The following is a 26,424-nucleotide window of genomic DNA, read 5'->3' on the forward strand; positions in this document are numbered from 1 at the left end:
TCAAAGCCCCCCGTAGCGACGCGCCCGCCGCTGGTATTCCCTAATCGCTTCGTATAGATGCTCTTCGCCGAACGACGGCCAGTAGACGTCGGTAAACCAGAACTCGCTGTACGCCAACTGCCAGAGCATGAAGTTGCTAAGCCGCAGCTCGCCGCTCGTGCGAATGAGCAAGTCCGGATCCGGCAACTCGCCGGATAACAGCTTGCGTCCGAACATCTCCTCGTCGATATCGTCCGGGTCTAGCCGACCCGCGGCGGCTTGCCGCGCAAGCTCGCGAGAAGCTTCGACCATCTCGTCGCGGCTGCCGTAATTCAGCGCGAAGTTAAGGATGAGTCCGGTATTATGCCGCGTGCGGCGCACCGCTTCCTCCAGCGCCGCGACCGTATGGCTGGGCAGCAGCTCGCGCTTGCCCATCATTCGGACCTGCACGTTGTTCTCGATCAATTCGTCGAGTTCCAGCGACAGAAATTCTTGCGGAAGTTTCATCAGGAATTCGACCTCGGTTTTCGGTCGTTTCCAATTTTCCGTGGAGAACGCGTACAAGGTCAATATTTTCACGCCGATGCGATCGGCCGCTTTCGTCACCGTCTTGACCGCTTTCATCCCGTTATGATGTCCCGCGATCCTCGGAAGCCCGCGTGCTTTGGCCCACCGCCCGTTGCCGTCCATAATGATGGCCACATGCTCCGGAACGTTGCCTTCGATCGGTTCCCCGCGATCGCTCGCCGCCGATGCGCCCGAGGATGCGGACTCCCCGATCCGAAGCTTGCGAAGCCACTTGATGAAGCTCATCGTCCTTCCCCCTCAGCGCGCGTTGATCTTGCCCGTGATACAAAAGAGAATAAACCCCACCTGTCGGAGGGGCTCTGACGGAAGCCGATTACACTTCCATGATCTCTTTCTCTTTGGCGAGCAGGATTTTGTCCACGTCGGCGACGTAACGGTCCGTGATCTTCTGTACGTCCTCTTGATGGCGGCGGGATTCGTCTTCCGAGATATCGCCCTTCTCCATCTTCTTGATGTCGTCGTTCGCGTCGCGGCGAATGTTGCGGATCGCGACCTTCGCTTCCTCGCCGAACTTCTTCGTCTGCTTCGCCAGATCGGCGCGGCGCTCCGTCGTCAGCGGCGGGATGTTGAGGCGGATGATCGAACCGTCGTTCGCTGGCGTGAGCCCCAGATCCGACTTCAGGATCGCTTTCTCGATGAGCGAGAGAGCCGTCTTGTCCCACGGCTGAATGATCAGCGTGCGGGAGTCCGGCGTATTGATCGAGCCCATCTGATTGATCGGCGTCGGCGTTCCGTAGTAGTCGGCTTCCACGCGGTCGAGCATCGCGGACGACGCGCGTCCCGCGCGAAGCGTCTGCAGGTCGCGCTTCAAGGCGCCGAGCGCCTTCTCCATGCGTTCTTCGGCATTCTTCTTAATCGCTTGAGGCATTAGTCTAGACTCCCCTTCACAATGGTGCCGATCTTCTCGCCGAGGACGGCACGCTTAATGTTTCCTTTCTCGGTGATCGCGAATACGAGAAGCGGGATGTTGTTGTCCATGCAGAGCGACGAAGCGGTGGAATCCATGACGCCGAGGTTCTTGGCGAGGACGTCCATGTACGTCAGCTTCTCGTACTTCTCAGCGGTCGGATCCTTGAACGGATCGGCGCTGTATACGCCGTCGACTTTGTTCTTCGCCATCAGAATGACTTCGGCCTCGATCTCCGCCGCGCGAAGCGCCGCGGTCGTATCGGTCGAGAAGAACGGATTGCCCGTGCCCGCGGCGAAGATGACGACGCGGCCTTTCTCGAGATGGCGAATCGCTCTCCGGCGAATGTACGGCTCCGCGATTTGTTGCATGGCGATGGAAGTTTGCACCCGTGTAGGCACGTCGATCTGCTCGAGCGCATCCTGAAGCGCGAGGGAATTCATGACCGTCGCGAGCATGCCCATATAGTCCGCGGTCGCGCGATCGATCCCCTTCTGGCTGCCGGCGATGCCGCGCCAGATGTTGCCTCCGCCGCATACGATCGCGACTTCTACGCCGAGCTCGACGACTTCCTTCACTTGTTCGGCGATCGACAAGATGGTCGACGCTTCGATACCGTAACCGTTGTTCCCGGATAAGGATTCGCCGCTCACCTTTAATACCACGCGTTTAAATACGGGACGCTCCAACATTTGTACCTCCATCGATTGTTCTGTTATTTCTTTGCGCGCGTTCGCTCAAAAAAGAGGGAACACTCCGTGTTCCCTTCTTTTCTTTTTTGCTTATATTTTCGCCTGAGCCATAACTTCCTCGACGAAGTTGTCTACTTTTTTCTCGAGGCCTTCGCCGAGCTCGAAGCGAGCGAAGCGACGAATCGAGATTTTTTCGCCGATCGTGGCGATTTTTTCGTTCAGCAGCGTCGTGATCGTCTTGTCCGGATCTTTAACGAACGCTTGCTCCATGAGACAGTTTTCTTCGTAGTACTTGTTCATGCGGCCTTCGACCATTTTGTCGACGATTTTCTCCGGCTTGCCTTCGTTGAGCGCTTGGTTGCGGAGAATTTCTTTCTCTTTGTCCAGCTCGGCTTGGGATACTTCTTCGCGACCCAGGAATTTAGGGTTGGCAGCCGCGATGTGCATCGCGATGTCGCGCGCGAAAGCTTTGAACTGCTCGGTTTTGCCGACGAAGTCGGTTTCGCAGTTGATTTCGACGAGAACGCCGATACGGCCGCCGCCGTGGATGTACGATTCTACGACGCCTTCCGTCGCGATGCGGTCGCCTTTTTTGGCTGCCGCGGAAAGGCCTTTCTCGCGAAGAAGCTCAGCCGCTTTCGTCAGATCCCCGTTTGCTTCCTCCAACGCTTTTTTGCAATCGAGCATGCCTGCTCCCGTTCTTTCGCGAAGCGTTTTTACGTCTGCTGCATTGATAGCCATCCTAAGCATCCTCCTCGTGGATAAGCCCGTCGCCGCTTGGCGCGGGGCTAACGTTCGTATGTTCTCTTTTTGCAAAAAGGGCGGTGAGAAGGTTCTCTTCTGACCACCCTTTCCGTGTTCTTATGATATAACGGGGCTATTAAGCCGTCGTTTCTTCGCCTTGGCGGGATTCTACGATCGCGTCAGCCATTTTAGCCGTGAGCAGCTTAACGGCGCGGATCGCGTCATCGTTACCTGGGATTACGTAATCGATTTCGTCCGGGTCGCAGTTCGTGTCGACGATGCCTACGATCGGGATACCGAGCTTGCGAGCTTCCGCTACCGCGATGCGCTCTTTGCGCGGGTCGATGATGAACAGCGCGTCAGGAAGCTTGCGCATGTTCTTGATGCCGCCGAGGAACTTCTCGAGACGCTCTTTCTCTTTGCGGAGAATGATGACTTCTTTCTTCGGCAACACTTCGAACGTGCCGTCGTTTTCCCACTTCGTCAGCAGGTGCAAACGGTCCGTACGCTTCTGGATCGTGGAGAAGTTCGTCAGCGTACCGCCCAACCAACGTTGGTTGATGTAGTATTGACCGCTGCGCTCCGCTTCTTCCTTAACGGAATCTTGCGCTTGCTTCTTCGTGCCGACGAACAGCATCGTTCCGCCTTGCTCGGCAAGCTGGCGTACGAAGTTGTAAGCCTCGTCGACTTTCTTGACCGTCTTCTGCAGGTCGATGATGTAGATGCCGTTACGCTCGGTGAAGATGTACTTGTCCATCTTCGGGTTCCAACGGCGCGTTTGGTGACCGAAATGCACGCCCGCTTCAAGCAGTTGCTTCATGGAAATGACTGCCATGTGATCTGTACCTCCTAGTGGTTTTTGGTGAATCTCCGCCGCTTCTCGCGTTTTCCGCCAAAACTTACCCGCATTCGCGAAATAAGCACCGTTGACGGAATTGAAAAGCGTGTGTTTTTTACACCGAAAAATAATATAGCATATCGACGTCGGCAGTGCAATGGCGAACCGGGCGATAGGCAAAAAAAATACCCGCGCCGTTACGGCTTTTTGCGGGTAAGCTCCTGTCGGATTTCCTCGTACGTCGGTTTACCGGAGAATACGGCCGTGCCGACGTCCAGCTTCGTGGCGATGGCCTTCGATTGGGCGACGAAGTCCGCCCCGTCGGCGACGACGCCAAGCTCTTCGAGCTTCTTGCCGACTTCCTGCAGCGTCATCTTGGGACTCACGTACAGCTTGACGGACTCTTCGCCGGTCTTCGCATCGTCTTCCTTAGCCGTGCCCGAAGAAGGCTGTTCTTCGGATTGCGGCGCTGCATTCGAAGCGGACTCTTCCTCGCTCGCCGGCTCGTCCGTTGCTTTCGCGGATTCCGACGGCTCCGGCTCGGACTCCTTCTCCGTCTCGGCCTTAGCCGCTGCTTCCTCCAGCTTCACTTGCAGTTGCTCTTCCGTATACAGCGTTTCATCCTTCGGATAGACGACGAAGTTCGCACGGCTAGCTTCCTCTTCCAGTTGCTCGCGGGTCATCGGCAGCTCGGCGGCGTTGCCGGCTTGTTCCTTGGCCGCGAGTATGAGCTGCAGCATCGAAGCGCCTAGAATAAGCCCGATGCCGAGCCCCATGAGCCAGCTCCGGTGTTTACGCATGCTGCTCTTCCTCTCTGCGGGCGAGCTGCAGAATCAGTTGCACTTCGCCTTTGTTCATGCCGAGCGTCTTGGCGATCTGCTCGATCGATCTCCCTTTGTCGTGCAGCGCCAGAAGCTCTTGGTACCTTCCGCGAATCGATACGTCGATCTCCGCGATAGCCGGTTCGGGTTCCGCCGGCTGCTCATGATAGACATGAACGTCCGGGCGCGCGACAGGCGCCGCGGGAATCGGGAGCGGTTCGCGAAGCGACGGCTCTACGGCCGCCGGCGACGGTTGCGCGACGAACGCATGAGGTGCCGCCGCTGCCGCGGTCTGCAACGACCATAGCTTCATTTGATGTTCCATATCCACGATTCTGCGGCCTAGCTTATCGACCGTCTCGTCTTGCTCCCGCTTGAACTTGGCGACGGCATCGATGAGCTCCCGGTTTTCTGCTTCCAAGTCTTCGAGCAGTTGCTCGTAAGCCGCGTCGCCTTGCTTGTCCGAGCTCTTATCGCGGTTGGCCTGCTTCGGCATCATCCACGCGTATCCCGCAATCGCCACGCCGAGCAGTACGATGCTTAACCACGGACTTAGCGTCACTTGAGTTCCCTTCCTTCTGCTGTGCGGTCAACCCATGAAATCGATATGTTTGCCTTTGTACGGATGATCGGCCGGCTTCGCTTCCGAATCGTGCCGCCCTTCGGGCTTGCGCCTCTTGCCGGGCGCTTGGCGATCGGCTCCGTCTCCCGGATCGCGATCGTTGATCGTGCCGCCCGTGGCCGATTCCGTCTTGGCGCTGCGATGCGATTGCTGCTCGGCGGATTTCAACTGTTGCTGCCCGAGCGCGGTTTGTTCGCTGATCGGCTTATGTTGCTGCTGGTGGGCGAGCGGCGTCATTTCGACGGCTCGAGGCAATGAAGCTTGGAAATCGATCGACTTGTACGCCATCGCGATCCCCCCTCATGTATCCGCTTTAGTTTGACCGTTCGTACGTCCATAGATTACTTAAAAGAACGGTACCATGACGATGTCGCCGTCCATGAACCGGAACGTAACGCGTTGCGCGCTATCCTTAACGAAGCGCGTATAACGGCCGATGACGATTTTGGTGCCGCCCCAGAGCGTATGAACGGCGTCGACGCGAGCGGTCGAAGCGTCTTCCAACGTCTTCTCGATCTCGAGAATGCGCTCCTTCGCGTTTCTAAGTTCTTCGAGCGTCTGCCGCTTCGTCGCGGACAGCTTCGTGCGAAGCGCCAGCTTATCCGGCGACAACTGTCCCGTCGCAGCCAATTGATCGAGCAAAGCGAGCGCTTTCTCGGTTTTGTCCAAGGATTCGGACAACTGCCGGATCGTCGCCCTAAGCTCGTTCAGCTCGAGCCGCAGCTCCGGTCTGACGCCGACTTCGATCGCGGTCGCCGTCGACATCGAATTGCCGATCATTCTCGCCGTTACCCGGTCTCCCGCTTGCACGAGTCCGCCTACGATGAGCCCCTTCGCTCCGGCGCACATCACGTTGCGTCCCGCGCGCACGTTCGAATGCATGATGCTCTGAGAGACGACGACGTCTTCGCCCGCGAATACGTTGCCTTCCTGAATGAAGGAGCATTTCACGTTGCGTCCGGCTTTCACGTGGCCCTTGTTGCTTCCGATAATGCCTCCCGATATTTCGACGGAACCGTCGGATTCGACTTCGGCGCCTTCGATACCCCCGGTAACTCGAATGTCGCCCGAAGCTTTCACCCGGAATCCGGTAAGGATATTGCCGCGAATGACGACCGTGCCTACGAAATCGATATTGCCGATATTGTAGTCGACGTCGCCGTTGACTTCGTATACCGGGAATACGTTCAGCTTCTCTTTGTCCGTTCTCGTCACGAGACCGTCGATCGCCGCGTACATGCCGGTTTTCTCCGGATTAACGACGACGTTTTTGCCGATTTTGAAGAGAGCGTCCTTCCCGTCCTTCGGCGGCAAATCTTCCCCCGTGACGGCTTTGCCGGGAACGCCCGGTTCGGCGGGAATCCGCTCTGCGATCAATTGGCCGGCTTTGACGTTCGCCAACTGCTTCACTTCTTTATAATCGACGCTCCCGTCTTCCCTTTCCTGCGGGCCTTTGCTATGGTCGCCCGCCTCGAAGAGCACCCGAATCGAGCCGTCTACCCCGTTGCGCGGAGTCGTGCCGACCGCGACGAGATTTTGACTGAAGTAAAAGTCTTGCGGTTTCTGCGATATCAAGTAGAGCGTGTCGGTTTGCAACCCGTATCGTATGCCTTTGGTGCTCAGAAACTGCTCCAGCTCCCGTACCGTCAGCGCCATGCTGCCCTCGACGCGCCGGAAAACGAGATAAGCGCTCAGCTTATCGTCGCTTACCGTTACCTGAAGACTCTCTTCGAGCGTAATCTTCTCGTGTTCAGGCATTGGAATTCCTCCTCATCAACCGTTCTGCAACAATTGTTCCTTCTGCTTGGCTAACGCGCCTCTCAACCTGAGAATCGCCTTGGAATGCAATTGCGAGATCCGGGAAGGCGACAGGCACATGACTTCCGCGATTTCGCTTAAGGACAAATCTTCATAATAGAACAACGATACGACCGTTCGCTCTTTCTCCGTCAGCTTCTGTATGCCGTGAACGAGCGATTCCTTCAAGTAGGTATCGTGAACGGTCGATTCGGGATTAACCGCTTTATCGTCGACGAGCAAGGACAATCTCGTCTCCGACTCTTCCTCGCGAATCGGATCCTCGAGCGAACAGACGGCCGCGACGGCGACCTCCTGCAGCATGTGTTGAAAGTCCCGATCGCTTATATTCAAATAGGCGCATACTTCTTCGTCCGTTGCCGAGCGCAAATGCTTCTGCTCGAGCACGGCATATGCATCCTCCATTTTTTTCGCTTTGTCGCGTACCGATCTCGGCACCCAGTCGCCCTGGCGCAATCCGTCAAGAATGGCGCCGCGAATTCTCCAGGAAGCGTATGTCTCGAATTGGAGCCCGCGCCGGTAATCGAACTTCTCGATCGCGTCGATCAACCCCATGACGCCGTTGCTCGCCAGATCGTCCTTCGTAACGTTCTTGGGCAAACCGACGGCCATACGGCTCGACACGTAATCCACGAGGGGCAAGTAGTGCTCGATCAGCAGCTTGCGCGCCTCGGAATCCTCTTCTTCCTTCCATCTCAACCAAAGTCCGTGATTGGATAATTTGGAGCTTGCTTGCATGGCCATTCTTGCTTCACCATCCTTATTCGTCCGTCAGACGACGAATCGCCTGAACCACTTCCTCCGGATTGGGATTGTCAAGCGACACCAACCGTTTGGGCACGAGCGGCTGGAAGCTTGGCGCTTCGCCTTTGCCGTCCGCCCAACGTTCTTTCATCATCTCCGTCAATTCGTCCCCTTCGTCGGGGGTGACCAAGTCCAGCTTAACGCCGCGTTCCTCTTCGGTTCCGTCCTGCTGACCCGTAATCGGCGGCGCATCCTTCCTGCCGGGCTGCAGCAGCACGCCGAGCACGAGAGTCATCGCGAACGCCACCGCCGCGAAGGCAAGGAACGCATATACGCAACGGATCAGCGTCGTTCCTGCCGGGTTGTCCGAATACGAGAATAAAAATGTCAATATAGCGCCGAAAGCGCCGAAACCGGCATTAATGCGCCATGAACCGATCATCAGTTAAATCTCCTTTACTCCGAACTGCACGCTCCGGATCATGAACATGCCGGTACGGCTATCCAACTCGACCGTGCGGCCGTAATTGCCGCCCGTATCTTCCGCGATGAGCGGGATTCCGAGCTGCGATAGCGCCAGCTTCGTCGCCTCGACGTTCCGGGGACCGATTCGCATCGTATCGGAACCTCCGGCGAAGGCGAACATTTGGGCGCCTCCCGCCATTTTGGCGACGAGCCGATGGATCGACGAGCCCTTGTCCTTCATTCGTCCGATCAGCTCGGGGACGGCCGTATCCGCATACTTCGCGATGTTCAATTGTCCTTCGCGCGCGATCTCGGAAGAAGGCAGCATAATGTGAGCCATGCCGCCGAGCTTCAGATGGGCGTCGAACAACGTTAATCCGACGCAGGAGCCAAGCCCGGTCGTTCGGATCAGCGCGCCTTGCTCGGCGATGTTCAGATCCGCCATCCCTACCTTGATGAGAACACCCTCGGTCATTAGATCGGCACTCCCAACGCACGAAACAGCTTGTCGAACGACTCCGGATCCGGGATGAGGAAGAAGTGCCCTTCCGCTTCTTGTTGACCTTCCAGGAACGTCGTATCGATCAGAAGAGCGTCATCGCCCATCGTGCCGAATTGGAGCAGGCCGTAGCTCAGAATCGCGCCCGCCATGTCCACCGACAACGACGGCACGGTCGGCGACATGTGCAAACCCGTGAAATCCGCCAGCGATGACAAGTAAGAGCCGGCCAGAATGTTGCCGATCTCGTTCAAAGCCGATAGCTCGAGCTCGCTGTAATCGTCGTTCTCGGCGGCTTCGAACCCTAGCAAGCCTTGCAGCAGCCTTCTCGCTGGCTCGCGGTTAATAATGAAGAACATGTTGCCCGGCGCGTCGCCTTCTACGCGAAGGAAGATGGCGATGACGACGGCTTCGGAGCCGCCGACCCGTTCCGCGATCGCTTCGAAGGGCAACAGACTGACCGTCGGAACCGCCATGTCTACCGGCTTGTCCAACAGCAGCGAGAGCGCGGTGGCGGCATTGCCCGCCCCGATGTTGCCGACTTCGCGAAGCACGTCCATCTTGAAATCCGCATTGCTGTGGAAGAGATTCACGGCTTATTCCCCAAACTGCTCTAGCTGAATGATTTCTCCGCGATTGAGCACTTCCGATAGATTGAGCAGGATCAGCAGGCGATTGTCGCCGATCTTGGCGACGCCGCTCAAATACTTGGCCTTCACGCCGCCGACGACTTCCGGCGGATTCTCGATCGCGTCGCTCGTCAAGTCGATGACGTCGTTCGCCGAATCGACGATGAAGCCGACTTCGAGATCGTTCGCCGCGACGATGATGATCCGGGAGTTATCGCCGAGCTCCGACTCGGGGAGCGAGAACCGTCCGCGCAGGTCGATGACCGGGATGACGACGCCGCGCAGATTGATGACGCCTTTCACGAACGCCGGCGTCTTCGGCACGCGGGTAATCGGCATGAGCCGCTCGATCGTGCGAACCTTATCGACCTCGATGCCGTACTCTTCATGCGCCAAAGTAAACACGATTACTTTCAATTCCTCTGCCATGGATGAAACCTCCTCAATAGAGTCAGGTAGTTTACTTAATGAGTGCGTTCGGATCGATAATCAACGCGACTTGACCGTCGCCGAGAATCGTGGCGCCCGAGACGACGCCGACGACGCCGCTGAGATATTTGCCGAGCGGCTTCAGGACGATCTCGCTCTGGCCGATGAATTCGTCCACCATGACGGCGGCGAGCTTGTCCCCTTTGCGAACGACGACGATCTCCGTCTCCTGCTCCCCTGCCTCGTCGTAATTCGGGGAATCCACGAGCGTTGCCAGCGACACGATCGGAATGATCGCGTTGCGGTAATCGATCATCTGCGTGCCGTGGACGGTGCGGATGGCGGTACTCTTGATGGAGCCGGTCTCCACGATCGAAGACAGCGGGAATGCGTATTTCTCCGTGCCCAGCTTGATCAGCATCGCCGCGATAATCGACAGCGTGAGCGGCAGCTGAATCGAGAACTTCGTGCCGGAGCCAAGCTTGGAGTGCACGGATACGTGACCGCCGAGCGAGGTAATCTTCGACTTGACGACGTCTAGACCGACGCCGCGGCCGGAAATATCGGATACTTTGTCCGCCGTGCTGAAGCCCGCGGCGAAGATCAGCATGTTCACTTCGTCGTCGGTCAGCTTCTTCGCCTCTTCGGCCGTAACGACGCCTCGTTTAATGGCGGTCTCGAGCACCTTCGGACGGTTGATGCCTTTGCCGTCCTCTTCGATCTCGATGAAGACGTGGTTGCCGCTATGGAACGCGCGCAAGTGAACGGTGCCGACTTCCGGTTTGCCTGCCTTGACTCTGTCCGTGATCGACTCGACCCCGTGATCGACCGCGTTGCGGATTAAATGGACGAGCGGATCGCCGATCTCGTCGATGACGGTGCGGTCCAATTCGGTATCCGCGCCCGTAATGATCAGATCGACCTTCTTGTCGAGAGACTTCGCCAAATCGCGCACCATGCGCGGGAACCGGTTAAATACGCTTTCCACCGGCACCATGCGGAGCTTAAGCACGATATTCTGCAGATCGGCGCTGACGCGCGCCATGTGCTCGACCGTCTCGGTCAAGTCGTTGCGGCGAACTTCCGAGGCGAGCTGCTCCAGACGGACGCGGTCGATGAGCAGTTCGCTGAACAAGTTCATCAGCGTATCCAATCGCTCGATATCGACGCGGATCGTGCGAGGAGCGGCGTTGGCGGCAGCCCCGGCTGTTGCGGCCGCCGCGCGCGGAGCGCTCGCTTCCGCTGCCGTTGACGTAGCCGCCGCGGCCGCGACTTCGTTGCTCGCGCTCTGCGCTTCGGCTACCGCCGTCGCCGTATCGTTCGTCGCGCGGCCCAAGTCGGCCAAGGCTCCCCGATCTACCGGAGAGATCGTAACCGATTCGATCTCGGATACGCGGGAGATGCCCTCTCTGAGCACGCTCTCTTCCACTTGCGAAATATAGTAGACCGCGAATGAACGATCGAATTGCTCTTGCTCGATTTCCTGAACGGACGGATGCGCCTTCACGACTTCGCCGTTGCGCTCGAGCACGTCGAACACCATATAAGCTCTGGCCGCCTTCAGCAAGCAATCCTCGCGCACTTTCACTTCGATGAAGTACGCCCGGTGACCGCTCTCGATCGACTGCTTCAGAACGGAGAGCTGGTACTGGTCCAGCATGAGAGAAGCCGGTTGAACGGCTTGCGCGGCCGCGGCTTGCGGCTTCGAAGTTCCGGCGCCGAAATCTCCCTTCACGATCGCTTTCAGCCTCTCGACGAGCTCCGTTACGTCGCCGCTGCCCGTCCCGCCGTTAATGACGTCTTGCACCATCGCTTCCAATTCGTCCAAGCACTTGAACAACGTATCGAAGATATTGCCGTTCATGTTGAGCTTGCCGTTGCGCACGAGGTCTAGCACGTTCTCCATCTCGTGCGTCAAGGATGCGAGATCCTTGAATTCCATCGTCGCGGACATCCCTTTCAGCGTATGCGCCGAACGGAAAATAACTTGAACGATGCCGATGTCTTCCGGCGACTGCTCGAGCCGAAGCATATTTTCGTTAAGCGATTGCAGATGATCGTTCGCCTCATCGATGAAGATGGATAAATATTGATTCATTTCCACGGGACGGACACCTCCTGGTTGGCTGTGCTTACGAATGCTAAGTTACGTTTTGCGCGGGCGCACTTCGCGCGCGAGCGCGGAAGAGATCGCTTGAAGCGGCAATACCTGCGTCGCGGCGCCGAGCTCGATCGCGGACCTCGGCATGCCGTACACGACGCACGTCTCTTCGGATTCCGCGATCAACGTCTGCGCGCCGCCGGTTTGCAGCGCCTTCATCCCTTTCGCTCCGTCGCTGCCCATGCCGGTCATCAATACCGCATGCCTCTTCAAGGCGGGGTAATCGATCAGCGATTCGAACAAATAATCGACGGACGGTCTATGTCCGCTTCGAGGCGGATCGTCGCTTAAGCGGATCCGATAGCCGCCCAACGCGTCCTTGATCAGCGACATATGCCTGCCTCCCGGCGCGATGTAGGCGGTTGCGCTCTCGACGAGCTCGCCGTCCGTCGCCTCGCATACGCGGATGTTGCAGAACGAGTCGAGACGCTGCGCAAGGGAATGCGTGAATTTCGGCGGCATATGCTGGACGATCAGGATCGGCGCCGGGAAACCGGCCGGGATGCCCGTCAGCACTTCGTGCAGCGCCCGAGGACCGCCGGTCGACGTTCCGATCGCGACGACGTCCGCGAACGCCGAGGACGCGGACTTCGATTTCGGCTGCGGCCTCGGAGGCACAGGCGACAACGGTTCTGCCGTTACCGGAGGCGGCGCGGGCATCGCCGCGGCCGCGGCAGCCTTCTTGACCAACGATTTCGCGGCCGGTTTCGGTTCCGTCGCGCGAGGAAGCGGTTGCGCGGCACGGGCTTCGGCCGCTGCCGGCTTCGGCGCCGCTTCGCGCTGCCCGGCCGGCGGCGATGACGCCGGCGTTCGGCTCTCGACTTGCGTCGACGGCGTCTTCGGAGGCTCGGCGATCGTCCGTTTACTCTCGGCGTACAATCTCGGCGGTTCTTTCGCCGGCGAATCCGGTTTCGGCGCGGGCGGCGGAAGATCCGCAGCAGGAGGCGCCTCATGCCGCGACTCGATCGCGGAAACTTGCTGGAGCGGCTCCGCCTTCGGAATCGGTTCGGTTTTCTCTTCGACCGCCGGCATCATCCGGAACGAGCCCATGCTGACCGTCGATACGGCGATGTGCAGCTTCTCGATCAACTGCTCGCCGACTTGATGAATGTCCAGCTTCACCGCGCCGTCGGGCTTGCGGATGAAGTCGAAGGCGCCGTGCTGCAGCGCTTTGATCGTATCTCTCGTACCGTTGTCCGTTACGGCGGACAACATGATGACAGGGGTCGGCCGTACGGACATAATGCGCTGGAGCGCTTCGATTCCGTTCATTTGCGGCATTTCCAGATCCATCGTAATGATGTCCGGCTTCAGCTTCAACGCAAGTTCTACCGCTTCCTTGCCGTTGCCCGCGGTCGCCAGCACGTTGAACGCCGCATCAGCGTCGATGACGTCGCTGAACACCTTGCGCATGAACGGCGAATCGTCCACGATCAGTACGTTGTATTCCGGCATATCGCGTTCCTCCCCCGTTGTCTAGCTGCTAGGAAAACTCATGTTGCCCGATCGCGAAGATTAACTCCACAGCCTTTTCATTCGTTGCAGGAAGCCCGTAACGCCGCGGGATGCAGGCGCGGACCGGTCCTCCAGCAGAAAACCGGATGCGATTCGGTCGATCGCCCGAGAGGCCGAGCAATCCGGATAAGCGACGGATAGCGGCGTCTGCCTCTTCACCGCTTTGGATACGTTCGCGTCGTCCGGTATATAGCCGAGTACCGGCAGATCCAAGCCCAAGTACGTATTCGCGACCTGTCGCATGTTATCGGACGTCTGCTTGCCTTCCTTATCGTCGGTAACGCGGTTAACGACGAGACGGAACGAAACCTGATGTCCCATCGTGTTCAACATTTTGATAAGCGCGTAAGCGTCCGTTATCGACGTCGGTTCCGGAGTCGTGACGACGATCGTCTCGTCGGCCGCCGTAATGAAGCGCACCGTTTCTTTCGAGAGACCGGCGCCCGTATCGAACAGAATGAAATCGACGTGGCCGTGAAGCTTGCCGATCTGCTGCGCGAAGTACTCCAACTGGTGATCGCTCAGTCTGACCAGGTCCTTGAACCCGGAGCCGCCTGCGATGAACTGCAACCCGCTCGGTCCGGTCTGGATAATCTCCCAGATCGACTTCTCGCCCTGCAGCAGATGCATCAGGTTATACTTCGCGGGCGTTCCGAGCAACACGTCGATGTTCGCGAAGCTGATATCCGCATCGAAGACGAGCACGCTGTATCCGCGCTTCTGCAGCGCCATCGCGAAGTTCAAGCTGAAGTTCGACTTGCCGACGCCTCCTTTGCCGCTCGTAATCGTAACGATCCGGGTTGCTTTCGCCGCATCGGAGCTCTTGGCGTGCACCAGATGACGAAGCGCCTCCGCTTGATCATTCATGGGCGGAATCCCCCAGCAGGCGGCGAACGAGATCCTCCGGATCGTAAGGACGGATATCGTCCGGAACGGTCTGTCCGCAGGTGATATAGGAGATGTGGAACGAGAACGCTTTGATTAGGTTAAGCACGGAGCCGAACGTATCGGTTTCGTCGAATTTCGTGAGCAGCAACTGGTCGACGCCGTACTTCGCGAATTGGGACGCGACGAGCTTCATGTCGGTGTACTTATGGGTCATGCTGAGCACGAGCACCGTCTCGCTCTCTTCGCCCGGAGCAAGCAAGCTATTGACTTCCGATACGAACAGCTCGTTGCGGTAATTGCGGCCCGCGGTATCCATGAATACGAGATCGCGATCTTCGAGCTTCTTGTAAGCCCGCGTCAACTCGCTTGGCGAGAATACGACTTCCAGCGGAACGTTCAGAATATCGGCGTAAGTGCGTAATTGGTCGACCGCGGCGATTCGGTACGTATCCGCCGTAATGAAGCCGACTTGGCGACGGTAATTGATCGACTGTTCGGCCGCGAGCTTCGCGATCGTCGTCGTCTTGCCGACGCCCGTCGGACCGACGAAGTGTACGACTCTCGCGTTCGGCGACAGACCGTAGCTCCGCGACGGCTGCAGCCATTCCCTCAGCACGCTCTTGGCGGCTTCGTAACAGGCTGCCGGATCGTCGTTGCTAATGCCCAGCCGCTCGTTGACCGCTTCCGCGAACTGCTCGACGTAGATCGGCTCGACGCCTTGCTCGGCCAATCGCTTGCTCCACTTGAGAACCGATTCCGGCATCGACCGGTACGTCTGCTGCTTCTGTAGCTTCAGCATCATGTCTTTCATGGATCGAAGCTCTTGCAAGAGCGCGCTCGTCTCTTCGACCGAGGCTTCCGGCTCGCGCGATACCGCGGCGGTTACCGGTTCCTTCTGCTTGCTCTCCCGTTCCTCGAGCACTCTGGCCGCGACGGCCAGCGTATTCGCCTGCGCGTCCGCGTGGCGCTCCGGCGCGCTCGGCTCTCCAAGAGTCGGCATCGGATTCGGTAGGGGACGCGGTTCCGGCCTTGCCGCGGCCACCCCGTTCAAGGCGTCCTTGAACGCCGAAGGAGCGGCGGATGCCGGTTGCGGCGACCCGGAAGGCCGCGCCTGCTCGGCGAACGGCTTCTGCGCGTATCTGTCCCGCACCGCGCTTGGAGGCAGCATCGTTGCCAACGCGGCCGTAGACTCCTGTTGCTGAGCCGCTATCGGCGCTGGTTCGCGCTCGGGCATCCGCGGCGGCGGCGAGGGTCTTCGATCGGCCGGCTTCTTGGCCGATTCGTCGAGCGCGGCGATAACCTCCATGCGTTTCTTGCGGAACATGCCAAGAAATCCGCCGACGCGGATTTCTTTCGTATTGAGAATGACGGCATCCGACCCTAAGTCGCTCCGGATTTGTTGAACCGCTTCGGGCAAATCTTCGACGATATACCGTTTTACCTTCATGCGCTCACCACCCCGACGCTCTGCACTTCAATGCTTGGTTCCAATTCGCTATAAGAGATGACGGGAATATCTTGCAGGCTGCGTTCCAGCAGTTGGCGCAAATACATCCGGATCGTCGGAGAAGTCAAGATGATCGGTTGCTGCCCGGACTGAATCTGGCGGTTCACCTGCTCGGTTAGACGCTGATAAATCGTCTGGGACGATACCGGGTCCATCGCCAAGTAGCTGCCTTGATCGGATTGTTGAACCGACTCCGCGATTTTCTTCTCCAGGGACGGGCTCACGGTGATGACCTTCAACGGCTCAGCGGCGCTCGCGTATTGTTGCGTAATCTGCCGCGACAAGCTCTGGCGAACGTATTCGGTCAGCACCTCCGGATCTTTCGTGAATTTCCCGTAATCCGCCATCGTTTCGAAGATCGTGACCAGGTCGCGTATCGAGATCTTCTCCTTCAACAGCTTGGAGAGAACCTTCTGAACGTCGCCGACGGACATGATCGACGGAATGAGTTCGTCGACGAGCGCCGGATACGTTTCCTTGACGCTCTCGACGAGCGTCTTCGTCTCTTGGCGGCCGATGAGTTCGTGCGCGTACTTCTTGATCACCTCGGTCAGATGGGTGGCGACGACGGACGGCGGATCGACGACCGTATAGCCGGACATCTCCGCTCTTTCCTTCATCGCTTCGTCGATCCATAATGCCGGCAAACCGAACGCAGGTTCCTGGGTCTCGATACCCGAAATCGAGTCGTCGTCGAACCCCGGACTCATGGCTAAGTAGTGATGTAGCAATAATTCGCCACGAGCTACCGTATTTCCTTTCATTTTGATGACGTATTCGTTCGGTTTTAGTTGAATATTGTCGCGAATTCGGATAACGGGGACGATCAGGCCCATTTCGAGCGCGCATTGCCTGCGGATCATGATAATCCGGTCGAGCAAGTCGCCCCCCTGCTGCGTGTCCGCGAGAGGAATAAGCCCGTATCCGAATTCGAATTCGATCGGATCGACCTGCAGCAAGCTGATGACGCTCTCGGGACTGCGAACTTCCTCGATCTGCTTCTCCTCGACGAGGAGCTCCTCTTCTTCCTTCTGGCGATCTAGGTTCGTCTGCAGCCGATACCCTACGATCGCAAGGAGCGCCGCGTACGGAATCGTGCTAAGCATCGGAATCGGCGTCGCGATGCCGAGCAGCGCGACGGTACCCGCTACGATATACAGCAGTCTCGGATAACGGAGCATTTGCTTCGTAACGTCGTGCGCCAGATTCCCTTCCGAAGCCGCCCTCGTAACGATGATGCCGGCGGCGACGCTGATCAAGAGCGCCGGAATTTGGCTCACGAGACCGTCGCCGATCGTCAGGATCGAATACGTCTCGAGCGCTTCCATGGCGGACATGTCATGGAATACCATGCCGACGATGAAGCCGGCGATGAGGTTGATCAATACGATGATGATGGAAGCGATCGCATCGCCTTTGACGAACTTGCTCGCGCCGTCCATCGCGCCGTAGAAGTCGGCTTCCTTCTCGATCTTCTCCCGCCGCTCTCTCGCTTGCTGTTCGTTGATGAGTCCGGCGTTCAAGTCCGCGTCGATGCTCATCTGCTTGCCGGGCATCGCGTCGAGGGTGAAGCGCGCGCCGACTTCGGCTACGCGTTCCGAACCTTTCGTGATAACGATGAACTGAACGACGACCAGAATAAGGAATACGACGAATCCGATGGCGATTTCGCCGCCCGCGACGAACCGTCCGAACGTCTCGACGACGTGACCGGCTTCCGCTTCCGACAAGATCAAGCGGGTCGTGGAGACGTTAAGCGCCAACCTGAATATCGTCGTAATGAGCAATAACGTAGGGAAGATGGAGAAGTGAAGCGCGTCTTGCGTATTCATCGCGATCAACAAGATCATGATCGCGATCGAAATGTTGATGATCAGCAAAATGTCCAGCAAACCCGCGGGAATCGGAACGACCAACATCAGGACGATGCCGATGATGCCGACCAATATGCTTAAGTCCCGAATTTTCATGCCGCCAACCCCCTCAACAACGTTCTCTCGCTTTACGGTGCAGTCTTAAAGATCTAATGCTCGCTCCCGCCGAAGCCGTGCGCCGGGAAAGGGTTATTACTCCGCCGCTGTTCTCATCGAATGGCTTGAACTGATGGATGACGGTTGCCATTCGATTCGAAAGGCGGACGTAAACTCTTCGTAACAACCCTTTCCCTCTGCACTCTTCGAGAGATTCTCCGATCTTATAGAGGCGCACCGGTCGCGAGCCGACCGAATTTCGTAGCAACCTTTGAAACCGAGCCTCGCGTATGAAATCTCGAAGCGATTATGTAGGGAGTTTCTATCAAGCTAAGATTTCCGTCGGCCCTTAAGCCGATATACGTATGCCAGCACTTCCGCTACCGCTTGGAACAGGTCGGCGGGAACGCTTTCCCCGATTTCCGTCCGTTCGTACAGCGCGCGGGCGAGCGGCTTGTTTTCCATGGTCATGACGTTGTGCTCCTTGGCGATCTCCCGGATGCGCAAGGCCAGATAGTCTTGCCCTTTGGCGACGACCTTCGGCGCGTCCATCTTGGAGCCGTCGTATTGAAGCGCGACCGCGAAGTGGGTCGGGTTCGTGATGATGACGTCCGCGTTGGGCACTTCCTGCATCATCCGCATGATCGCCATCCGGCGTTGCCTCTCGCGGATTTTCCCTTTGATCAGCGGATCGCCCTCGGCGTTTTTGTGCTCGTCTTTAATGTCTTGCTTGCTCATTTTCAAGTTTTTCTCGTATTCGTATTTCTGGTACATGTAATCGAAGATCGCGAGTACGAACAGCAGAACGGCGACGAACAGTCCTAGCCGGATCGTGAGTCCCGCGACGAAGTCGAAGATGTCTTGGATCGGAACGGACGCCAGCTTCAGGAACTCGTTCTTCTCCGACATGATGACGATAAAGACGACGAGACCGATGATCGTCAGCTTTAACGAGCTTTTCAGAAACTCGACGAGCGCTCTGACTCCGAACATGCTCTTCATGCCGTTGATCGGATTCAGCTTCTCCAGCTTCGGTTTGAGCGGCTCGCCCGTAATCAGCCAACCGATCTGCACGTACGAAGCTCCGAATACGACGATGATGACGATAATGAAGATCGGCGCGAGAAACTTCAGAATCTCGATCGCGTAGTGCGTGAACATGCTGAGGACGTTCTCCTCCGACACTTCCATTTCCAAGCGATGCATGAAGATGTCGCTGAACATGCCTTTGATTTGATGGCTGAAGAACGGCCCTAACATGATCAAGCAACAGATCGTCGCCAGCAAGATTAAGGCACCAGGAATTTCCATGCTCTTGGCGACTTGGCCTTTTTGACGGCTTTCCTGGCGCTTCTTGGGCGTCGCCCTTTCCGTCTTCTCGCCCGCGAACAACTGCAAATTCATCCTCAGGCGATAACGGTACACGATGCTTCCTCCTAGCCGCTAGCGAGTAATCGGTTCCTTACTTCCCTTGCATGACGACGAACAACTTCTCAAGCGCGTTATACATGTGGTCGAACAGCATCTGGAACAGCGCTCCGAAGCCCGGCAGCAGCAGGATGAGAATGGCCAATCCGACGAGAATCTTGATCGGCACCCCGATGACGAACACGTTGTATTGCGGCGCCGTTCTCGCGAGCAACGCGAGACCGAAGTCCGTCAAGAACATCGTGACGACGATCGGAGCGGAGATTTGCAGCGCGAGCAGGAACGTATCCGCGAACGTCCGCGTCAGGAATTCGGTAATGTTGCCGCCGTAATACGTCTCGAACAGCTTGTTGTCGAGCGGCAGCCATTCGTAGCTGTTCATGATTGCCGTCAGCAAGTAATGATGGCCGTTGATCGACAAGAAGACGAGCATCATCAACATGTACTTGAGGTTGCCGAGCATCGGCGCCGATGCGCCCGTGAACGGATCGACGATGTTGGCGATGCCGAAGCCCATTTGCAAGTCCATGAGGCCGCCCGCCGTTTGCACGATCGTGAAGAACAAGTAAGCGACGTATCCGATCAGCAATCCGGCGAACACTTCTCGCATGATCGCCAGAACGTAACTGCCGTCAGCGACGATGCTCGTATCGTATCCGATCGTCAGGAACACCATGACTGAGACGAAGAACGCCAGCCCGACTTTAATCGTGCGCGGAAACGTCCGGGACGAAAAAATCGGCGCCACTACAAAAAACGCGGAAATTCGACACAACACGAGCAGAAAAGCAGGAAATGCCTGCATGAGTAGATTCATTTGGGCATCATCCAATGTAATTCGCCAAGTTTCCGAGCAAATTGCTGGTGAAGTCCATCATGAGATTAAGCATCCACGGACCGAACAGCAAAATGGCGACGAACACGGCGACGATTTTAGGTATGAACGCGAGCGTCTGCTCTTGAATTTGGGTCGTCGCTTGGAAGATACTGACGAGCAGACCGACGATCAATCCGATTCCGAGCATCGGCGCGCTGATTTTCAGTACGGTATATAGTGCCTGACCGGCAAGTCCGATTATGAATTCGGTGCTCATCTTGTCCCTCCCGCATGGATATGCGCATACGTTCTACTCAAGCGCTAAAGCTGGTCAACAGCGACTTCACGATCAGGTACCAACCGTCGACGAGCACGAAGAGCAAGATCTTGAACGGTAACGATATCATGACTGGCGGAAGCATCATCATCCCCATCGCCATCAGCGTACTGGCGACGACCATATCGATGATGAGGAAGGGCACGAAGATCATGAATCCCATCTGGAAAGCGGTCTTCAGCTCGCTGATCGCGTATGCCGGCACGAGCACCGTAATCGGGATGTCCTTATACGTCTCCGGCTTCTCGGTCTTCGTGTACTCCATGAACAAGAGCAGGTCTTTCGGACGCGTATGCTTGTACATGAATTCCTTCATCGGGTCGGCGGCCTTCTCGAGGGCGACGGTCTGGCTGATCTCGCCCTTCAAGTAAGGCTGAAGCGCTTGTTCGTTCACTTGCGAGAACGTCGGCGCCATGATGAAGAGCGTCAAGAACAGCGCGAGACCGATCAATACCTGGTTGGGCGGCATCGACTGCGTGCCGAGAGACGTTCGGACGAATCCGAGCACGATGACGATCCGGGTGAAGCTTGTCATGAGTACGAGTATTGCCGGCGCAAGGCTTAGAATCGTAATAAGCAACAAAAGCGATAGGGCCGATGCGCCTACTTGACCGTCTTCGCTTCCCGTGCCTATCGTTATGATTGAACCTTCCGCGAATGCCGTGCTCCCCGATGCGAGGAACGCGGTCATTGCCGCGGCAATGCTATAGAGCCATTTTCTATTCATTCCTCATCCGTCCGATCTGGGCCGCGGCGTTGATCCATGAGCTGCTCCACCCGCTGCCTTCTCTCGGTCATCTCGCGGAGCCGGCTCTCGAGCGTCTTCTCGAAGGTGCTCGCGCCGTTGGCCGGCGATTCGTCTGCTTGCGGGTCGTTGCGCGCGGTCCACTTGCGCAGCCACGCGGGCAACGGGTTCCCCTTGGCGACTTCCGAGGAATCGTGGTCCGCCAACAAGGCGGCCACCGTCTCCGTATCGGTAATCGACTCCAGCAGCGTAATGTCTTCGCCTACGCCAAGGACGTAAATCCGTCCGTTCCATTCGACGATCTGCACCGACTTGTTCGTACCGAGCGTCAAGCCCCCTAACGAACGAAGCGAGCGGTTCATCCACCACCCGCGGTTACGCTTCGCGAGAAATCGAAGCGATAGAACGATCAGTCCGACGATAATGCCCAGGACGAACAATACCCAGAGTAAATCCCATGATGAGCCCGCCTTGGGGAGATCTTCAGACAGTCGAAATCCTCGCATCGATTAATGACGCCTCCTGACTTAACCCAATGTTTTCTTGATCGCTTCGATAACGCGGTCGGCTTGGAACGGCTTCACGATGAAGTCTTTGGCGCCTGCTTGAATCGCATCGATAACCATTGCCTGTTGGCCCATGGCGGAGCACATAATGACTTTGGCGTTCGCGTCGAGCTTGCGAATTTCCTTGAGCGCGGTAATGCCGTCCATCTCTGGCATCGTGATGTCCATCGTGATGAGGTCCGGGTGAAGCTCTTTGTATTTCTCGATAGCTTGCGAACCGTCTTGCGCTTCTCCGACTACCTCATACCCATTCTTCGTCAAAATGTCGCGAATCATCATGCGCATGAATGCTGCGTCGTCTACGATAAGGATGCGATTTGCCATTTCAATTTCCTCCCGATGTGCTTATTGGATTTTTTGGACCCGATCCCATTGGCTAACGATGTCCGTGACGCGTACGCCGAAGTTCTCGTCGATTACGACGACTTCGCCTTTGGCGATCAATTTGTTGTTGACGAGAATATCCACCGGCTCGCCCGCCAGCTTGTCGAGCTCGATGATCGAGCCCTGGGACAGCTCCAAAATCTCCTTGATCTGCTTCTTCGTGCGACCTAGCTCAACTGTCACCTTCAGAGGTATATCGAGCAGTAGACTGAGGTTCGTGTCGTCCGCCTGCGCGAAGCCGCCGCCTTGCAAATTGGCGAATTGCACCGGATTCACGTTCACGTTCCGATTCGGCGCGGCGCCGAGCGTCTGCGGATACGGAGCAGGCATCGGCGGCGCGTAGCTCGGCTGCGGAGGCGGTGCGTAACTCGGCTGCAGAGGCGCTTGATGTACCGGCGGAGGCGCTTGCGCATAAGCCGGCGCCTGCTGCGGAGGAGCGACGTAAGCCTGTTGCGGCGGCGCTTGAGCGACTGCCGGTTGCGGCGCGGGAGCCGATTCCTCGACGCCGCCCATCAGCGAGCGAACGAGTTCCTTGGCGAACGGAACCGCGAGCAACTGCATAATGGTGGAATCGATCAAATCGCCGATTTTGAGCCGGAACGAAATTTTGACGTACACTTCCTCCGTCGGCAGGTTGCTAACGCCGGAGTTGTTGGGGACGTCCATAATATCGATGCCGGGAGGCGAAATGTTCACGAGTCGGTTGAAGATCGTCGACATCGACGTCGCTGACGAACCCATCATCTGGTTCATCGCTTCCTGAACGGCGCTGATGTGAATCTCGTTAAGTTCCTCGGAAGTAACGCTGCCGTCTCCGCCGAGCATCAAGTCCGCGATAACTTGCGCGTCGTGCGACTTGATGACTAACGAGTTGATGCCCTCGAATCCGTCGACGTACCGGACATGAACCGCTACGTGAGGTCTCGGGAATTCCGATTCGAATTGCTCCCGCGCGATTATGTTCACGGTCGGCGTCGTAATATCGACTTTGCGGCCGAGCAGCGTGGACAACGCGGTGGCAGCGCTACCGAATGTAATGTTGCCGATCTCGCCGAGCGCGTCTTGCTCGAGCGGCGTCAAGTAATCGTCGATCGTCAATTCGACCGGGTAAGCCGAGCCGCCGAATGCCGGCGTATCGTCGCCGCCGGACGATTGGCGAAGCAGCGCATCGATCTCTTCTTGGGACAAATAGTCTTTACTCGTCATTGATTTCTTCCACTCCTTCGCTGACGATTTCATCGATCTGAATCGCCATCTTGTCTCGCACGGTACCCGGGCTGGCGATGAATTTCACCTTGTCCCCGACCTTGACTTCCAAGCCTTCTTCCGTCGTCTTGTGGAGCGCGATGACGTCCCCGACGCCGAGGCTGAGAAATTCCCGGACCGAGATGCGGGAGCTGCCCAATTCCGCGATGATCGGAAGCTTGGCCTTGCTGACCCGCTGTTCCAGCAGTTGCTGTTCTTCGGGCGCTCTTGATTTCTTCTGGTTGACGAACCAATGGTGAACGGACAGCCGGTGCATGATCGGCTCGATAACGATATGAGGGATGCACAGGTTGATCATCCCCGTCGTGTCGCCGATCTTCGTGCTTAAGGAAATGAGGGCGATCGTCTCGTTCGGCGATACGATCTGCATGAACTGCGGATTCGTCTCGAGCGCTTCCAGACGGGGCTGAAGATCGATGATCGTCCGCCACGCTTCCTGCAGGCTCTCGAACGCCCGGCTGAAAATCTTCTCCATGATGATCGTTTCGATCTCGGTCAGGCTGCCGATCTTCGAAGGAGCGGAACCCGCGCCGCCGAGCAACCGGTCCAGCATGGCGAACGCGACGTTCGGATGCACTTCGAGTACCATCCGGCCTTCTAGCGGCTCCGCTTCGAAAATATTAAGCACAGTCATCTTCGGGATGGAGCGAATGAATTCATCGTAAGGAAGCTGTTCTACTTGTACAACGTTGATTTGCACGAACGTTCGTAGCTGAGCGGAGAAATAGGTTGTCAAAAAGCGCGCAAAATTTTCGTGGATACGCGTCAAGCTCCGAAGGTGATCTTTAGAAAACCGCATCGCGCGTTTAAAGTCGTACGCGCGCACTTTTTTCTGCGTATCCTCTTTTTTGAGCTCCTCCGCGTCCATTTCACCGGAAGACAGCGCGGCTAGAAGCGCGTCTATCTCATTTTGCGACAGAACATCAACCAAACCTCTCACCCCTTTCTGCCTGTGAACTTGGATAATATTAGATCGGCGAGATCATGAAATCGGTAATTTCCACTTTCGTTAGTTTACCTTCCGAGAGCACGGAGTTAACCGAATTGATCAGGCCGGCGGTAAGCTGGTCTTTGCCTTTCGTTCCGCTCATGTCTTCCGGGCTCATGACCCACAGCGCGCGGTTGACGAGCGGCTTGATCTTGATGTCCTTGATCTTGTCGAATTCTTCCTTCGCATCCTCGTCTTCGAGCGTGAAGGCGAAACTCAGGATGACGATGTAATCCGGATCGGACAAATTCGTCTTGATATCGGTTAATTCGGAAGTAACTTTGAGCATTTCATCCGCAGAAATCGGCGGGGCGGCTTGAACGTTCTCGACGCTCTCCTTCGCCTCTTGGTCGGGATCCGCGGACTTTTTGTCCTCGAACATCGTGGACCAGAAATAAATGACGACGATCGCGATGAGCGTAATCGCCAGTAACAGCGATACAAGCCAAGGCAACAGTTTTTTCATGACGAAGCTCCCTCCGATTGCGTGTCCGCTTTGCTGGTAATCGCCGCTAACACGCCGATGCTGCGCAAGTAATGCCGGATGGCCCGGATTACGTCCGAAGAATTTTCGGTAACAATGTACTTCTTGCCAGTCGTAAGCGTAATTAGCGTGTCGGGCATTTCCTCCACCGTCTCGATCAACAAGGCGTTCAAGTGGAGCTTGGTGCCGTTAAGCCGCGTTACGAGTATCATAACCTAGGCCCTCCAAGCTGCCTGGGGAGAAGCTGGCCGCGCCAGCTCTCCCGGGGCAGTAGTTCAGATCAATTAGCGTTTCAGGTTGACGACTTCTTGCAGAATTTCGTCGGAAGTGGTGATGATTCTGGAGTTCGCTTGGAAGCCACGCTGCGCGACGATCATCTCCGTGAACTCGTTCGTCAGGTCGACGTTAGACATTTCCAATTGTCCCGCGATGATCGCGCCCGTTCCGGTTTCCAAATCCGCCGCGCCGCCTACGACGAGCTCGCCTTCCGGGTTCGCGTTCGGCGTCATCCGGTACAGGTTGCCCCCGACTTTCTCCAAGCCGCCCGGGTTGACGACCTTCGCTACGCCGATGCGGAAGTCGGTAGGCGTCGCGATGCCGTCTTGGTCGATGGAGACGATCGTGCCGTCTTGCGAGATCGAGAACGCCGTTACGCCTTCGTCCAGCGTGATGATGCCGCCGTCGTCGGCCGACATGACGAACATTCCGTCGCCGTTAACGAGCTGGCGGTTCGCGTCCAGCGTGAAGTTGCCGGCGCGGGTTAAATATTGCGGGCCGTCTTCGCCGGGACTTACGACGAAGAATCCGTCGCCGTCGATACGCAAGTCCGTCGGAACGTTCGTCGTCATCGCGCTGCCCGGCGTATGGACCGTATCGATCGAAGCGATCGCGACGCCCAGGCCGACTTGCTTGGCGTTGACGCCGCCGGACGTTCCTTCGACCGGAGCCGTAATGCCGGACATCGATTGGCTGAGAATGTCTTTGAACATGACGCGGCCGCCTTTGAAGCCTATCGTGTTCACGTTGGCGATGTTGTTGCCGATGACGTCGAGCTTCGTCTGGAAGCCGCGCATGCCGGACACGCCGGAGTACATAGAACGCAACATGTGAGGAATACCTCCCGTAAATGGTTGGAATATAGCCGCTTCAATCGGTCCGCGGCCAAGGGCTCCCTAATGAGAAGGACCAGCCCGAATTGCTTGTCTAGCTGACGACGACCGCGCTGTCGATCTGCGTGAAGACGTGCTCCCGCATCGAATTGCCGTCCATCGCCGTTACGACCGTACGGTTCGGCACGTTCACGATCATCGCGATGTCCTTGAACAGGACGAGCGAGTCTCTCGCGCCTTTGGCCGCCGCCTGGTCTATCGCGCTGGCGATCCGGTTCAGTTGATCCGGCATCAGCACGATGCCCCTCTGTTCCAATCGTTGCTGCGCGTGCGTGCTGAACTTCAACTGCTGGCGATCAAGCAGTTCCTTGAACGATACGCCGTTCGCGTTAGCTTCGGCGGAGTTGCGGTTGACGTTGCGATGAACCTGAATCGGTCCGGCGCGCCCCGTCGTGAATTGGTGGGCGACGATCCGGTCACTCAC

Annotated in this window: 31 protein-coding genes; all 31 read right to left on the minus strand. The window is 57.2% G+C overall.

All coding sequences use genetic code 11. The features are described 5' to 3' along the window. Positions 1–792 (minus strand): undecaprenyl pyrophosphate synthase, encoded by a 792-nt coding sequence (locus tag ACFQZG_RS09375; RefSeq protein ID WP_378151730.1) that lies wholly within the window; start codon positions 790–792, stop codon positions 1–3. 88 nt (positions 793–880) lie between these two features. Further along, a complete protein-coding gene (gene frr / locus ACFQZG_RS09380; protein ID WP_378151732.1) occupies positions 881–1,435 on the minus strand; it encodes a ribosome recycling factor in 555 nt (184 codons plus the stop codon). Then, the gene (gene pyrH, locus ACFQZG_RS09385) at positions 1,435–2,163 is read right to left on the minus strand and encodes a UMP kinase (protein ID WP_378151734.1); all 729 of its coding nucleotides are present in this window, start codon (positions 2,161–2,163) and stop codon (positions 1,435–1,437) included. The genes frr and pyrH overlap by 1 nt, the downstream gene beginning before the upstream one ends. A 93-nt stretch (positions 2,164–2,256) precedes the next feature. Beyond that, positions 2,257–2,907 carry a translation elongation factor Ts gene (gene tsf, locus ACFQZG_RS09390; RefSeq protein WP_378151736.1) on the minus strand — a complete coding sequence of 217 codons (651 nt, stop codon included), beginning with the start codon at positions 2,905–2,907 and terminating at the stop codon, positions 2,257–2,259. Between the two features lie 139 nt (positions 2,908–3,046). Further along, the gene (gene rpsB / locus ACFQZG_RS09395) at positions 3,047–3,745 is read right to left on the minus strand and encodes a 30S ribosomal protein S2 (RefSeq protein WP_378114448.1); all 699 of its coding nucleotides are present in this window, start codon (positions 3,743–3,745) and stop codon (positions 3,047–3,049) included. Between the two features lie 200 nt (positions 3,746–3,945). Further along, positions 3,946–4,548 carry a hypothetical protein gene (locus tag ACFQZG_RS09400; RefSeq protein ID WP_378151738.1) on the minus strand — a complete coding sequence of 201 codons (603 nt, stop codon included), beginning with the start codon at positions 4,546–4,548 and terminating at the stop codon, positions 3,946–3,948. Continuing rightward, positions 4,541–5,131: a DUF6115 domain-containing protein gene (locus tag ACFQZG_RS09405; protein ID WP_378151740.1), complete on the minus strand. Its 591-nt coding sequence runs from the start codon at positions 5,129–5,131 to the stop codon at positions 4,541–4,543. The genes ACFQZG_RS09400 and ACFQZG_RS09405 overlap by 8 nt, the downstream gene beginning before the upstream one ends. A gap of 27 nt (positions 5,132–5,158) precedes the next feature. Beyond that, positions 5,159–5,479: a hypothetical protein gene (locus ACFQZG_RS09410; RefSeq protein WP_378151742.1), complete on the minus strand. Its 321-nt coding sequence runs from the start codon at positions 5,477–5,479 to the stop codon at positions 5,159–5,161. Between the two features lie 57 nt (positions 5,480–5,536). Next, a complete protein-coding gene (locus ACFQZG_RS09415) occupies positions 5,537–6,949 on the minus strand; it encodes a flagellar assembly protein A (RefSeq protein ID WP_378151744.1) in 1,413 nt (470 codons plus the stop codon). 15 nt (positions 6,950–6,964) lie between these two features. Further along, entirely contained in the window at positions 6,965–7,753 is a 789-nt protein-coding gene (locus ACFQZG_RS09420) for a FliA/WhiG family RNA polymerase sigma factor (RefSeq protein ID WP_378151746.1), read from the minus strand. A 16-nt stretch (positions 7,754–7,769) separates the two neighbouring features. Beyond that, on the minus strand, positions 7,770–8,195 hold the full coding sequence (locus tag ACFQZG_RS09425; protein ID WP_378151748.1) for a hypothetical protein: 426 nt from the start codon (positions 8,193–8,195) through the stop codon (positions 7,770–7,772). A gap of 3 nt (positions 8,196–8,198) precedes the next feature. Next, complete coding sequence (locus ACFQZG_RS09430; protein WP_378151750.1) at positions 8,199–8,693, minus strand: chemotaxis protein CheD; 495 nt, start codon at positions 8,691–8,693, stop codon at positions 8,199–8,201. Next, complete coding sequence (locus ACFQZG_RS09435; protein WP_378152544.1) at positions 8,693–9,277, minus strand: chemotaxis protein CheC; 585 nt, start codon at positions 9,275–9,277, stop codon at positions 8,693–8,695. Before ACFQZG_RS09435 ends, ACFQZG_RS09430 begins: the two co-directional genes overlap by 1 nt. Positions 9,278–9,313: 36 nt before the next feature. Then, the gene (locus ACFQZG_RS09440; RefSeq protein WP_378151752.1) at positions 9,314–9,775 is read right to left on the minus strand and encodes a chemotaxis protein CheW; all 462 of its coding nucleotides are present in this window, start codon (positions 9,773–9,775) and stop codon (positions 9,314–9,316) included. A gap of 31 nt (positions 9,776–9,806) precedes the next feature. Next, complete coding sequence (locus tag ACFQZG_RS09445) at positions 9,807–11,879, minus strand: chemotaxis protein CheW (protein WP_378151754.1); 2,073 nt, start codon at positions 11,877–11,879, stop codon at positions 9,807–9,809. A 42-nt stretch (positions 11,880–11,921) separates the two neighbouring features. After that, on the minus strand, positions 11,922–13,391 hold the full coding sequence (locus ACFQZG_RS09450) for a protein-glutamate methylesterase/protein-glutamine glutaminase (RefSeq protein WP_378151756.1): 1,470 nt from the start codon (positions 13,389–13,391) through the stop codon (positions 11,922–11,924). A gap of 60 nt (positions 13,392–13,451) precedes the next feature. Further along, complete coding sequence (locus ACFQZG_RS09455; protein WP_378151758.1) at positions 13,452–14,318, minus strand: MinD/ParA family protein; 867 nt, start codon at positions 14,316–14,318, stop codon at positions 13,452–13,454. Then, complete coding sequence (flhF, locus tag ACFQZG_RS09460) at positions 14,311–15,786, minus strand: flagellar biosynthesis GTPase FlhF (RefSeq protein WP_378151760.1); 1,476 nt, start codon at positions 15,784–15,786, stop codon at positions 14,311–14,313. The genes ACFQZG_RS09455 and flhF overlap by 8 nt, the downstream gene beginning before the upstream one ends. Beyond that, the gene (gene flhA, locus ACFQZG_RS09465; protein ID WP_378151762.1) at positions 15,783–17,816 is read right to left on the minus strand and encodes a flagellar biosynthesis protein FlhA; all 2,034 of its coding nucleotides are present in this window, start codon (positions 17,814–17,816) and stop codon (positions 15,783–15,785) included. Before flhA ends, flhF begins: the two co-directional genes overlap by 4 nt. A 330-nt stretch (positions 17,817–18,146) precedes the next feature. Beyond that, positions 18,147–19,220 (minus strand): flagellar biosynthesis protein FlhB, encoded by a 1,074-nt coding sequence (gene flhB / locus ACFQZG_RS09470; RefSeq protein ID WP_378152546.1) that lies wholly within the window; start codon positions 19,218–19,220, stop codon positions 18,147–18,149. A gap of 58 nt (positions 19,221–19,278) precedes the next feature. Further along, entirely contained in the window at positions 19,279–20,061 is a 783-nt protein-coding gene (gene fliR, locus ACFQZG_RS09475) for a flagellar biosynthetic protein FliR (RefSeq protein ID WP_378151763.1), read from the minus strand. Between the two features lie 7 nt (positions 20,062–20,068). Continuing rightward, on the minus strand, positions 20,069–20,338 hold the full coding sequence (gene fliQ / locus ACFQZG_RS09480; protein WP_378151765.1) for a flagellar biosynthesis protein FliQ: 270 nt from the start codon (positions 20,336–20,338) through the stop codon (positions 20,069–20,071). Between the two features lie 37 nt (positions 20,339–20,375). Next, the gene (gene fliP / locus ACFQZG_RS09485; protein WP_378151767.1) at positions 20,376–21,125 is read right to left on the minus strand and encodes a flagellar type III secretion system pore protein FliP; all 750 of its coding nucleotides are present in this window, start codon (positions 21,123–21,125) and stop codon (positions 20,376–20,378) included. Then, complete coding sequence (locus ACFQZG_RS09490; RefSeq protein ID WP_378151769.1) at positions 21,122–21,649, minus strand: flagellar biosynthetic protein FliO; 528 nt, start codon at positions 21,647–21,649, stop codon at positions 21,122–21,124. Before ACFQZG_RS09490 ends, fliP begins: the two co-directional genes overlap by 4 nt. Positions 21,650–21,670: 21 nt before the next feature. After that, the gene (locus ACFQZG_RS09495) at positions 21,671–22,033 is read right to left on the minus strand and encodes a response regulator (RefSeq protein ID WP_378151771.1); all 363 of its coding nucleotides are present in this window, start codon (positions 22,031–22,033) and stop codon (positions 21,671–21,673) included. 21 nt (positions 22,034–22,054) lie between these two features. Then, the gene (gene fliY / locus ACFQZG_RS09500) at positions 22,055–23,299 is read right to left on the minus strand and encodes a flagellar motor switch phosphatase FliY (protein WP_378151773.1); all 1,245 of its coding nucleotides are present in this window, start codon (positions 23,297–23,299) and stop codon (positions 22,055–22,057) included. Then, positions 23,289–24,290, minus strand: a complete 1,002-nt coding sequence (gene fliM, locus ACFQZG_RS09505; RefSeq protein ID WP_378151774.1) for a flagellar motor switch protein FliM — start codon at positions 24,288–24,290, stop codon at positions 23,289–23,291. Before fliM ends, fliY begins: the two co-directional genes overlap by 11 nt. Before the next feature lie 37 nt (positions 24,291–24,327). Continuing rightward, entirely contained in the window at positions 24,328–24,813 is a 486-nt protein-coding gene (locus ACFQZG_RS09510; protein ID WP_378151776.1) for a flagellar basal body-associated FliL family protein, read from the minus strand. Further along, a complete protein-coding gene (locus ACFQZG_RS09515; RefSeq protein ID WP_378114423.1) occupies positions 24,810–25,043 on the minus strand; it encodes a flagellar FlbD family protein in 234 nt (77 codons plus the stop codon). Before ACFQZG_RS09515 ends, ACFQZG_RS09510 begins: the two co-directional genes overlap by 4 nt. 72 nt (positions 25,044–25,115) lie before the next feature. Continuing rightward, entirely contained in the window at positions 25,116–25,937 is an 822-nt protein-coding gene (gene flgG, locus ACFQZG_RS09520; protein ID WP_378151778.1) for a flagellar basal body rod protein FlgG, read from the minus strand. 97 nt (positions 25,938–26,034) lie between these two features. Next, positions 26,035–26,424: a TIGR02530 family flagellar biosynthesis protein gene (locus ACFQZG_RS09525; protein WP_378151780.1), complete on the minus strand. Its 390-nt coding sequence runs from the start codon at positions 26,422–26,424 to the stop codon at positions 26,035–26,037.

Source organism: Cohnella sp. GCM10027633 (genome assembly GCF_042675445.1).
GTDB lineage: Bacteria > Bacillota > Bacilli > Paenibacillales > Paenibacillaceae > Cohnella.